This window comes from Variovorax sucrosi (assembly GCF_051216635.1).
Classification (GTDB): Bacteria; Pseudomonadota; Gammaproteobacteria; order Burkholderiales; family Burkholderiaceae_C; genus Variovorax.
The window spans coordinates 349,440-360,271 of record NZ_JBPJZU010000002.1 but is presented as its reverse complement, the minus strand read 5'-3'; the positions used below and the strand labels follow the sequence as shown (position 1 = coordinate 360,271).

The window sequence follows — 10,832 nt, the reverse complement described above, 5'->3', positions numbered from 1 at the left end:
TGTTCAGGCGCCTTCGACGATCACGAAATCGGCGTCGGCAACGCGCTGCCGAATGGCCTTGGCAAGCCCGTATTCCTCGCTTTGATAGCACGCCCTAGCGGTCGCCACATCGACGAATTCGACCACCACGTTGCGCTCGCGTGCCACGCCTTCCATGCACTCGGAGGCACCGCCACGCACCAGAAAGCGGGCGCCGAATTTCTCGAAGGCGGGCCGCGCCGCCGCGAGATAGGAGGGATATTCCGCCGCGTTGTGCACCGATACCCGAACGATCCAGTAGCCCTTTGCCATGTCGATCCTTCTTTCATTCATTGGTAGAGAGAAACGCACGATAGCGCTGGACCATCATTTTGAAAAATGAATAATCGAGATTCAAATCATCTTGAAATGAGAACATGGATCTCGGCGACCTGCAGATATTCCAGGCGGTCGTTGAAGCCGGCAGCGTGACGCGGGCGGCCGAGCGTTTGCACCGTGTGCAGTCCAACGTGACCACGCGCATTCGCCAGCTCGAACAGAAGCTGGGTGTCGCCCTGTTCATCCGCGAGGGCAAAAGGCTGCACCTGTCGCCGGCGGGCCGGCAACTGTTGCCCTATGCGCAGCAATTGCTGGCGCTGGCGGCGCAAGCGCGCGAAGCGGTGTGCGACGACCGACCACGCGGCCCCCTGGTGCTGGGCGCCATGGAAAGCACGGCCGCCGTGCGCCTGCCGGGGCCGCTGAGCGAGTTCGTCAAGCGCTATCCCGAGGTCAAGCTGACATTGAAGACCGGCAACCCGCAGCAGCTCGCTGCCGCCGTGTTGGCAGGGCGGATGGACACGGCTTTCGTCACCGGGCCGATCGCAGACGGGCCTTTCGAGCGGGTGCCGGTGTTCTCGGAAGAACTCGTCATCGTCGCTCAGGCCGGGCATGCGCCCATCGGCAAGGCGCACCATTTGCTGCCGCCGGCGATCGTGGCTTTCGAAGTTGGGTGTCCGCACCGTGCGCGGCTCGAGGCGTGGTACGCGCGGCGGGACGGCATGCCACTGCAGACCATCGAAATCACCTCGTACCACGCCATGCTGGGCTGCGTGGTGGTCGGCATGGGTATTTCACTGGTGCCGCGCGGCGTGCTCGCCACCTTTCCGGACCGTGAACGCCTGAGCCTGCACCCACTGCCGCGTGGCGAGAACCGCGCCTCGACCGATCTGATCTGGCGGAGCGGGGCGTTGTCTCCCAAGATCACGGCGCTGCTGCAGTTATTGAAGCCGGCCCGAGCCTTGGCGGGCTGAGACCTTGGCGGGCTGAGACAATTCGCGCCCATGCGCACCCGCTTCATCCTGATCCAGACCAGCCACGCCGGCAACGTCGGCGCTGCCGCCCGCGCCATGAAGACCATGGGCTTCGGCGAGCTGGTGCTGGTCGCGCCGCGCTGGGCCAACGTGCTGCGCCGCGAGGAAACCATCCAGCGTGCCAGCGGGGCGCTCGACGTGCTGGCCAACGCCCGCATCGTCGACACGCTGGACGAGGCGCTCGACGGCGTCACGCACCTGTGCGCCACCGCCATGATCCCGCGCGACTTCGGCCCGCCGACGCGCACGCCGCGCGAGCACCTCGAGCCGCTGGCCCGCAGCGACGCGCCGCAGCACGTCGGCTTTCTCTTCGGCTCCGAGCGCTTCGGCATGCGCAACGAGGACGTTTACCGCTGCAACGTGGCGCTGAGCATCCCGGCAGACCCGAACTTCGGCTCGCTCAACCTCGGGGCGGCGATCCAGCTGATCGCCTACGAATGGCGGCTGGCGCTGGGCGGCTTTCCGGTGACCGAATCGGTGGCGCCCACGCAGGCGGCCGACGCCCAGGCCGTGGCCGGCATGCTGGCGCACTGGGAGCGCTCGCTGGTGGAGATCGGCTTTCTCGACCCCGAGGCGCCGAAAAAGCTGATGCCGCGGCTGCAGCAGCTGTTCAACCGGGCCCAGCCGACGCCGGAGGAGATCCACATCCTGCGCGGCATCGCCAAGGCCATGGTCGATGCGAAGACCCCGCGAGCGTCGCGCGCCGACGGTGCCGCTTAGACTGCGCGCCCGCTGTCCATATAACGACAACATCCATGTTCTCGCGCCTGCGTTCCGACATCCAGTGCATCCTCGACCGCGACCCTGCGGCCCGGACAAGCTGGGAAGTGATCACCCTGTACCCGGGCTTTCACGCCGTGGTGCTGCACCGTGCGGCGCACTGGTGCTGGACGCACGGGCTCAAGTGGGTCGGCCGCTTCGTCTCGCAGTTCTCGCGCTGGATCACCGGCATCGAGATCCACCCCGGTGCCAAGCTCGGCGAGCGCGTCTTCTTCGACCATGCGATGGGCGTGGTGGTCGGCGAGACCGCCGAGATCGGCGACGGCTGCACCATCTACCAAGGCGTGACGCTCGGCGGCACCTCGCTCTACAAGGGCACCAAGCGACATCCCACGCTGGGCCGCGACGTGGTCGTGAGCGCCGGCGCCAAGGTGCTGGGCGGCTTCGTGGTGGGTGATGGCGCCAAGATTGGCAGCAACGCAGTGGTCATCAAGCCGGTGCCCGCAGGCGCGACCGCGGTCGGCATCCCGGCACGCATCATCCCGTCGAAGACCGGCGCCAGCGCCGATGTGACGGGCAGCGAGCGCAAGTTTTCCGCCTACGGCATCACGCTGGACGACGACCCGCTGTCGCAGGCGATGCGCGGGTTGATCGACAGCGCCAAGGGGCAGGAGCACCAGATCGCGCTCATCTGGGAGGCCATCGAGAAGCTGTCGTCGAGCACGCCCGACAAGGGCGACTGCATGCCCTGCGACGCGGCGCGCGAGGAATGTTTCGAAGCGGAAAAGCTGACGCAGCTGGTCGGCAAGTGAGCCGACCGCCGCTGCGCGTCCGGCTTTACATCCCCACGTAGTTCGGCCCGCCGCCGCCTTCGGGCGTGACCCACACGATGTTCTGCGTCGGGTCCTTGATGTCGCAGGTCTTGCAGTGCACGCAGTTCTGCGCGTTGATCTGCAGCCGCTCCTTGCCGCTGTTCGCCTCGTCGGGCACGAACTCGTACACGCCGGCCGGGCAGTAGCGCGCCTCGGGGCCGGCGTACTCGGGCAGGTTGATGCGCGTCGGCACCGTCGCGTCCCTCAAGGTCAGGTGCGCCGGCTGGTTCTCTTCATGGTTGGTGTTGCTGATGAACACGCTGGAGAGCCGGTCGAAGGTGAGCTTGCCGTCGGGCCGCGGGTAGGCGATCTTCTTGGACGCGCTCGCGGGCTTCAGGCGGGCGTGGTCGGCCTCGGTGCGGTGAATGGTCCAGGGGATGTGGCCGCGCAGCACGAACTGCTCGATGCCGGTCATCACGGTGCCGACCGTCAGGCCCTTCTTGAACCACTGCTTGAAGTTGCGCGCCTTGTTCAGCTCGGTGTGCAACCAGCTCTTCTCGAAGGCGGCCGGGTAGGCGGCGAGTTCGTCGTGCTGACGGCCCGCGGTCACGGCCTCGAAGGCGGCCTCTGCCGCCAGCATGCCGGTCTTGATCGCGGCATGGCTGCCCTTGATGCGGCTTGCGTTCAGGTAGCCGGCCTCGCAGCCGACCAGCGCGCCGCCCGGGAACACCGTCTTGGGCAGCGACAGCAGGCCACCGGCCGTGATCGCGCGCGCGCCGTAGCTCAGGCGCTTCGGTGCCTTCAGCCCCTTGTCCTGGCCTTCGAGGTACCAGCGGATGTTCGGATGCGTCTTGAAGCGCTGAAACTCCTCGAAGGGGCTCATGTGCGGGTTCTGGTAGTCGAGCCCGACCACGTAGCCGATGATGAGCTGGTTGTTCTCCGCGTGGTAGACGAAGGAGCCGCCGTAGGTGTCCGAAGGCAGCGGCCAGCCGGCTGTGTGGATGGCCAGGCCCGGCTCGTGGCGGGCGGGGTCGATCTCCCACAGCTCCTTGATGCCGATGCCGTAGCTCTGCGGGTCCTTGCCGTCGTCGAGCTTGAATTTGGCTATCAGCTGCCGGCCCAGGTGGCCGCGTGCGCCCTCGGCGAACACCGTGTACTTGCCCAGCAGCTCCATGCCGAGCTGGAAGTTCTCGGTCGGCTCGCCGTCCTTGCCGATGCCGAGGTTGCCGGTGGCCACGCCGCGCACCTGGCCGTCGTCGGTGTAGAGCACTTCGGCGGCCGGGAAGCCGGGGAAGATCTCCACGCCGAGTTCCTCGGCCTGTTGCGCCAGCCACTTCACCACGTTGCCGAGGCTGACGATGTAGTTGCCTTCGTTGTGGAAGTTGTGCGGCAGCATGAAGTTCGGCGTGCGGATCGCGCCGGTCTCGCTGAGCATCAGAAAGGTGTCGGCCGTGACCGGCTGGTTCAGCGGCGCGCCCTTGGCCTTCCAGTCAGGAATGAGTTCCGACAGGGCGCGCGGGTCCATGATGGCGCCCGACAGGATGTGCGCGCCGGGCTCCGAGCCCTTCTCGAGCACCACCACCGAAATCTCCTTGTCGTTCTGCGCCGCGAGCTGCTTCAGGCGGATCGCGGTGGAGAGCCCGGCGGGGCCGCCACCGACGACGACGACGTCGTACTCCATGGATTCGCGCGGACCGAACTGGGCAAGGATTTCGTCGTGGGTCATGGGGGTGGAGCCGATAATGATTTTGGAGTGCGCCGGCACCCTGGGTAGCGAGGGCGGCGGGGCATTTTATGCGGCGTCGCGAGCGGGCCCTGTCGTCCGGTGCCGCCACTGCGTCGTGCGGTCGGTCGCCTTGGCGACTGGCTTTGTCGAGTCAACCACGCCTTGCATCCATGAAGATCGAAATCCCCGAGAAGAAGAAACTGGTCTACGAGATGTCCATCGCCATTCGCTGGGGCGACATGGACGCGATGGGCCACCTCAACAACGGCAGCTACTTCCGCTACATGGAGACGGCGCGTATCGACTGGATGCGCTCGATCGGCTTCGAGCCCGACCCGGGCGGCGAGGGCATGGTCATCGTCAATGCCTTCTGCAACTTCTACCGCCAGCTCGAGTACCCAGGCGACGTGCTGCTCAAGATGTACGCCAGCGACCCCGCCCGCACCACCTTCGAGACCTGGGCCACCATGGCACGCGCCGATGCGCCCGAGGTGGTTTGCGCGGCCGGCGGCGCGACCACCATCTGGGTCGACTTCCCCAAGCAGAAGGCGATGGCGCTGCCCGAGTGGCTGCGCGCGCTGGTCAGCGCCTGAGCGTCAGCGGATCTGCGGTGGCCGCGTTCAGTGGGCGCCGACCGACACCATCACCTGGATCGGGCCGGACTTCTCGAAGACCATCGTCATCTCGTAGCTGCGGCCCCATTGCAGCGGGGCCTTCAGGTTGCGCAACACCAGGTGCGGCTTGTCCTTGCCGAAGTCGAGCTTGTCGGCCGGCGCAATGTCGATGGCCTTCAGCCGCTTGGCGGATGGCGCATCGCTGCTGCGGAATTCCACCGTCTCGGCGTAGGGCGTGCTGGCGCGCACCAGGCGGTCCTTGCCGCGCACGCTTTCCATGCTGAAGTAGATCGGTGCAGAGGCCAGCTGCCCCTCGGGCGTCGGGTCGGCCCAGGGGTGGATCAGCGTGAAATCCGCGCCGTAGTACTCGTGTGTCGATGCGGCGATCGGCGAGAGCGCCAGCGTCAGCAGAAAGGCGCGCCGCAGGGTGGCGGCGATGCGGGGAAAGCGTTGGGTCGTGGTCATGGTGTCGGGGGTGAGAGAAGGGGGTCTGGAAGCTCAGTTCGAGAAGGACATGGAATAGCCCCACGCGTCGAGCCGATCCGGCATGGCGTTGAAGGCGAGGGTGCTGCGCACGGCGCCGCGGTTCACCGGCACCTCGTGCAGCAGGTAGCTCGGGAACAGCAGCAGGTCGCCCGCGGCCGGTGTCGGGCCGATCCACCGTTCGGCGTTGAAGGGCCCGGTGGCGCTGCGCGGGTTGGCATTGCTGAACACGTAGTCGCGCCCGCCGAGGCTGCGGATGAAGGCGGTGTTGCTCGCCGGCTCGCAGGCACTCAGGTAGAGCACGCCCGAGACGAAGCTGTTGGCATGGTTGTGCACCGCCTGCTGCCCGCCGGCCTGCATCACGTTGAGCCACATCTCCTTGATGCGCCACTGCAGCGCCTCGCCGAAGAGCAGCGTGCCGAATTCACGCAGCGGCACATCGAGGCGCTGCGCCACCTCGCGCAGCAGCGGTGCGTCCTGCGGCGACAGCAGGCGGCTGTGCGACAGCGCGTCGGAGCGTTGGTTCGCTGCCGAGAGATCGTCGCCGAGCTGCGCATGCAGCCCGGCGACCAGCGTGGTGTCGATGCAGCCCTCGACGCGCATCACGGGTGTCGGAAAGAGCTCGAAGACCTGCGCGCGGGGTGATGTCGCTGTCATGCGAGATCAGCCCGCGATCACGACGATGCGTGAGATCGTCCAGAAGCTGGCCAGTGCGCCGATGCCATACAGCGCCGGCCGCTTCACCAGCGGCGCGAAGGAGTAGCGCCGCAGCAGCACCGTGAGGCCCCAGGCCAGCGCCACCACCATCAGCTGCCCGGCTTCCACGCCGAGGTTGAAGCTCAGCAGCGCGAGCGGAATGTTCTGCTGCGGCAGGCCGATGTCCTTCAGCGCGCCGGCGAAGCCCAGCCCGTGGATCAGCCCGAACAAGAAGGCCACGAGCGCGGGCCAGCGGCGGCTCCAGGTCTGCCGGCCGTGCAGCGCCTCGGCAGCGACCAGCACGATCGACAGCGCAATGACCGCCTCCACCGGGGGCGAGCGCAGCGTCAGCCAGCCCAGCGCGCTGGCGGCCAGCGTGAAGCTGTGCGCCAATGTGAAAGCCGAAATCGTGCCGATGAGCCGCTTGTTCAGCCCGACCAGGAACAGCAGGCCGATGACGAACAGCAGGTGGTCGATGCCGCTCAGGATGTGCTCGACGCCGAGGATGGCGTACACCTTGGCCAGCTCCAGCCCGCCGCGTTCGTCGCGTGCGCCGCCGAACAGCTGCACGCTGGGTTGCGCGCCGCTGAGCGTGTGGACGCTCTGCTGGCCGTCGCGCCAGTGAATGCGCACCAGCGCGGCCGAATAGGCCTTGCCCACGCCGTCGATCGACAGGGTGCCCGCCATCGGCCCGGGGCACTGCACCGTTTGCGCGTCGCCCACGCAACCTTGCGGCCAGCTCGGTGTCAGTTCCTCGGCGACCGGCCGGCTCTTGCCCGGCGCGCCCCAGGACCAGACGAACTGGCCCGAGCCGACCTCGCGCATCGTCATCTCGGCGATGCTCATCTCGTGCGCGCCCGCACCGGCCGCCTGCCAACCGATGGCCAGCACGAACAGCGCGCGCAGCGCAAGTCGCCAGAGCGTCGTCATGGCTTCGCGCCTTCGGTGCGGATCGCGTACTTCTTGCTCATCTCGTGCACGGCGTCCGACGTGCGCTGCGCCATCGTGTCGTCCTTCCAGTCCTGGTGGACCGAGTCCTTCATGTCTTCGAACTTCGCTGTCGTGCCGGGCTTGATCGCCTCGACGCGGACCACGCGCAGGCCGGCGCTGCTCGGCACGGCCTGCCATTCGCCGACCTTGAGCTGTGCCAGCTTGTCGGCGAAGTCGCTGCCGTAGCTTTCGACCAGGTTCGTGCGCGGGCGGTCCCTGAAGACGCGCAGGTCGCTCTGCGTGTCGCTCTTCGCGGTGCCGTTCAGGGCGGCGGCGAAGGTCTCCAGCGCCTCGGGGGTGCTGTCGCCGATCACCACCGCTTCCATGAAGTCGTAGCGGGCCGGCGTGTCGTAGCGGTCGCGACGCGCCTCGAACCACGTCCGCAACGTCGGCTCGTCGATGGTCGGCAGGCTGATGCCGCTGCGCGCGATGCTCATGGCCTTGAAGATCACGCGCTCACGGATGGTGCTGTCGCCGCGGTCCAGGCCGAGCGACAGGCCTTCGCGGTAGAGCACCTCGTTGTCGACCCAGCGGTCGATCAGCTTTTTCATGTCGCCGGGCGTCGGCTCGCGCTGCATGCCCGCCACGAAGATCTCGCGCACTTCCTTCTGCACGTCGGCACCCACGACGATGGTCTGCGGGTCTTCGCGGCGGGCGTTGAGCAGGTGGTCGACGCCGAACAACAGCAGGCCGAGGAACAGGAAGTGAAGCAGCGGCTCGCGGGCCGCGCGTTTCAGGGCGTTGGAAAGGTCCATGGGTGGGCGATCGGTCGGAAGGTGAAAAGGGTTGGAAGGTGGCGTGGGCGGCGTGCGTTCAGGACGCCGGTGCGGCGCTGGCTGAGGCCTGCGCGCACCGCGCGCCGATGGCATCGAGTGCGGCGGTGATGGCCTCTGCGCGGGTCGGGTCGCTGCCGCGCAGGGCGTTGGCCATCGCCACCAGGGGCTCGCAGGCGGGGCGGAATTCCGGGCTCTGGCGCAGCAGACCCATCAGCGGCTTCTGCACGCGCTGCAGCATCTCGCCCGGGTCGGCGACGGGTCGCACGGTCGCGCCGAACGCGAGGTAGAGGCGGCGTGCGGCCCAGTAGGCCTGCATGCGGTCGGCCTCGGCGTCGCGCGGCTGGCGCAGCAGCTCCGTAGCGTGCGGTTGCAGTTCACGCAGCAATTGCATCAGGCGCTCGCGCGGGGTCGAGGGCGGGGCATAGGTGGTCCAGGGCGCCTGGTGCACGACCACCGGGCGGTCGTCGGTGTTGGCGGTGGCGCCTTGGGCGAAGCGCGCGAGCGTCGCCGGCCCGGCGAGCACGCTGCCGACCACGGCGAATTCGTCTTCGAGCCGCGCGGTAGCCGACGGCGACGGGCCGGCCCCTTGGGCGCGTTGCGCAAGCCGCGCGCGCACGGCCGCGAGGTCGATGGCCGGATCGTCCGGCCGGGCGATCAGCCCCAGCACCGGCGTGTCGAGGCTGTTGCTGGCCAGCACCGCGATCGCATCCGGGTACACCGCGAGGAAGGCCGCGACGATGCTGCGCAAGGTGTCCAGGTCCATCTGGTGCAGCGCCAGCCACTGGCAGAAGACACCACCGGGTGCGAGGCGCGCGCGCACCGCGGCGAACTGCTCCACCGTGTAGAGCGCGCCGGCACCGCTGCGCGCGGGATGGAACAGGTCGGCCACGATCACGTCGTAGTGCGCGTCGGACGCCTGCACGAAGCGCCGCGCGTCGGCCGACACGGCGTGCAGCGGCTGCAGCGGCACCGGCGCCGCCGGCGACTTCGCGAACAGCGCGGCCGCCGTGATCACCTCGGGCAACAGCTCCACCGCGTGCACCTGCAAACCCGGCTCCTGCGCCGCGGCGGCCGCGGTGAAGCCGGTGCCCAGCCCCAGGAACAGCGCCTGCCGAGGCGGTGTCGTGTGCAGCAGCAGCGGCAGTTGCGCCAGGCGCCACTCGACCAGGCCGCTGGCGCTGCTGCCTTCCTGTGCGCGGTTGTTGATGCGCAGGCGCGCCACGCCATCGGCGTCGGCCACCACGCTGACCGCCGCCATCACGCCGTCGTCATAGCTCAGCACCCGACCGCCGTCGGGCACGTCGACGAAACGCAGGTTCGCGCCCCACAGCACCGCCGCACCGGCCATCGCGGCGATCACCACGGTCTGCGGACGTCGCCAGCGCACGGGCGATTGCAGCAGCAGGTAGCCTGCGATCATCAGGGCCAGACCGGCGGGTGCGCCGAGCGCGGGGATCAGCCACACGCCCACCAGCGCCGGGGCGAGGGCCGCGCCTGCGGTGTTGAGCGCCAGCGCGCGTCCGAGTGGCAGCCCGCCGGACTGCGCCTCGATGCACAGATGCGTGAACAGCGCGCCCATCACCAGCGTCGGCGCCCACATGGCCGCCGCGGCCGCCAGCGCTTCACCGGCGAGCGCGCCGGCCGCACCGGGGCCGATCCAGCGTGCGGGCCAGGCACACAGCGCATCGGCCCAACCAAGCGCCAGACCTGACAGCAGCACCGCAGCCGCCAGGGCGAGCAGCAACCGGTCGCGCAACTGGCGCGGATCGCCTGCACGATGCGCCAGTCGCTGGTAGATCGCCGCGCCCGCGGCCGTGCCGAGGAGGTACATGGCGAGCAGCAGCGCGTAGCTGTAGACGGTGCTCTCGGTCACCTGGCTGAGAACGCGCACGGCGAGCACCTCGTAGCCGATGCCGAGCACGCCGGTGGCCACCAGCAGGGCGGGCACACGGCGGCCGAGCGTTGACGGCATCGACATGTCGGACGTGGCGGCCGGTTCCACCGGCGCGTCGCGCCAGAGCCACCAGGCCAGCGCGGCGCACAGTGCATTCGCCGCGGCGCAGAAGAGGGCAGTGCGCAGCAGGCCCGCGTGCGGCATGACGACGAACACCGCCAGCAGCAGGCCGAGCACCGCGCCGAAGGTGTTCGCCGCATAGAGCCCGCCGAGTCGGCTGCGCGCAGCGTTCAGCTGGCGCTCGAGTGCGGGCAAGGTGGCGCCCATCGCTGCACTGGCGGGCAGCAGCAGGAGGAACGGGAAAAGGAAGGCGACCGTCCAGTGCCGCAGCACCGACGGTTCGGGGCCGATCAGCAGCGCCGTGGCATTGATCAGCGACGGCATGGCCAGAGTGAGGGCCAGGCCCCAGGCCAGCAGCAGCACTTCGCAGCCGGCGTACCAGCGCCCGGGCCAGCGGCTGCGCGCCAGCGTCCGGCCCAGCATCTGCGCGCCGAGTGCGAGGCCCCCGAAGAAGGCGGCCAGCACGGCCAGCACCGCAACGATCTCATGGCCCATCGCGGTGCCGAATTCGGCGGTCCAGACCATCTGCCATGCGAGCGCCGCGGCACCGGACAGGACCATCAAAAGATGAGCAACAGCGAGTTCCGGGCGCGCGCCTTCCACGCGCAGCGCGGCGGGCGTTTCAGGGGGGACGCTGAGCATGGCGCTCCGGTGCTTCTTCTTCGGACAAAAA

The 10,832-nt window shown here is 68.7% G+C and carries 11 protein-coding genes; 4 read left to right on the top strand and 7 right to left on the bottom strand.

Annotated features, from left to right (window positions below; all coding sequences use genetic code 11):
* Positions 1–3: 3 nt before the first annotated feature.
* Positions 4–291: a DUF1330 domain-containing protein gene (locus ACSFBE_RS04755; RefSeq protein ID WP_435489226.1), complete on the bottom strand. Its 288-nt coding sequence runs from the start codon at positions 289–291 to the stop codon at positions 4–6.
* A gap of 104 nt (positions 292–395) precedes the next feature.
* Here ACSFBE_RS04755 and ACSFBE_RS04750 point away from each other — a divergent pair, with 104 nt between their 5' ends.
* The 3 genes from ACSFBE_RS04750 to cysE are packed head-to-tail and all read left to right on the top strand — an operon-like array spanning position 396 to position 2,860.
* The gene (locus ACSFBE_RS04750; RefSeq protein ID WP_435489225.1) at positions 396–1,268 is read left to right on the top strand and encodes a LysR substrate-binding domain-containing protein; all 873 of its coding nucleotides are present in this window, start codon (positions 396–398) and stop codon (positions 1,266–1,268) included.
* Positions 1,269–1,298: 30 nt separating this feature from the next.
* Complete coding sequence (locus ACSFBE_RS04745) at positions 1,299–2,048, top strand: RNA methyltransferase (RefSeq protein WP_435489224.1); 750 nt, start codon at positions 1,299–1,301, stop codon at positions 2,046–2,048.
* Between the two features lie 35 nt (positions 2,049–2,083).
* Entirely contained in the window at positions 2,084–2,860 is a 777-nt protein-coding gene (gene cysE, locus ACSFBE_RS04740; protein ID WP_435489223.1) for a serine O-acetyltransferase, read from the top strand.
* Positions 2,861–2,885: 25 nt separating this feature from the next.
* Here the strand turns inward: cysE and ACSFBE_RS04735 are convergent, their stop codons facing one another.
* Positions 2,886–4,586, bottom strand: coding sequence for an electron transfer flavoprotein-ubiquinone oxidoreductase (locus tag ACSFBE_RS04735; RefSeq protein WP_435489222.1), 1,701 nt, complete (start codon positions 4,584–4,586; stop codon positions 2,886–2,888).
* 170 nt (positions 4,587–4,756) lie between these two features.
* Between ACSFBE_RS04735 and ACSFBE_RS04730 the strand changes: the two genes are divergently transcribed.
* The gene (locus ACSFBE_RS04730; protein WP_435489221.1) at positions 4,757–5,179 is read left to right on the top strand and encodes an acyl-CoA thioesterase; all 423 of its coding nucleotides are present in this window, start codon (positions 4,757–4,759) and stop codon (positions 5,177–5,179) included.
* Between the two features lie 27 nt (positions 5,180–5,206).
* Here ACSFBE_RS04730 and ACSFBE_RS04725 read toward each other — a convergent pair whose 3' ends face one another.
* From ACSFBE_RS04725 to ACSFBE_RS04705, 5 genes are read right to left on the bottom strand one after another with little or no spacing between them, the layout of a single operon-like run.
* The gene (locus tag ACSFBE_RS04725; RefSeq protein ID WP_435489220.1) at positions 5,207–5,665 is read right to left on the bottom strand and encodes a copper chaperone PCu(A)C; all 459 of its coding nucleotides are present in this window, start codon (positions 5,663–5,665) and stop codon (positions 5,207–5,209) included.
* 33 nt (positions 5,666–5,698) lie between these two features.
* Complete coding sequence (locus tag ACSFBE_RS04720) at positions 5,699–6,340, bottom strand: TIGR02466 family protein (RefSeq protein ID WP_435489219.1); 642 nt, start codon at positions 6,338–6,340, stop codon at positions 5,699–5,701.
* A gap of 6 nt (positions 6,341–6,346) precedes the next feature.
* A complete protein-coding gene (locus ACSFBE_RS04715; protein WP_435489218.1) occupies positions 6,347–7,309 on the bottom strand; it encodes a HupE/UreJ family protein in 963 nt (320 codons plus the stop codon).
* Positions 7,306–8,124 carry a peptidyl-prolyl cis-trans isomerase gene (locus tag ACSFBE_RS04710; protein ID WP_435489217.1) on the bottom strand — a complete coding sequence of 273 codons (819 nt, stop codon included), beginning with the start codon at positions 8,122–8,124 and terminating at the stop codon, positions 7,306–7,308. The genes ACSFBE_RS04715 and ACSFBE_RS04710 overlap by 4 nt, the downstream gene beginning before the upstream one ends.
* 58 nt (positions 8,125–8,182) lie before the next feature.
* Positions 8,183–10,801, bottom strand: coding sequence for a fused MFS/spermidine synthase (locus tag ACSFBE_RS04705; RefSeq protein ID WP_435489216.1), 2,619 nt, complete (start codon positions 10,799–10,801; stop codon positions 8,183–8,185).
* Positions 10,802–10,832: the final 31 nt, after the last annotated feature.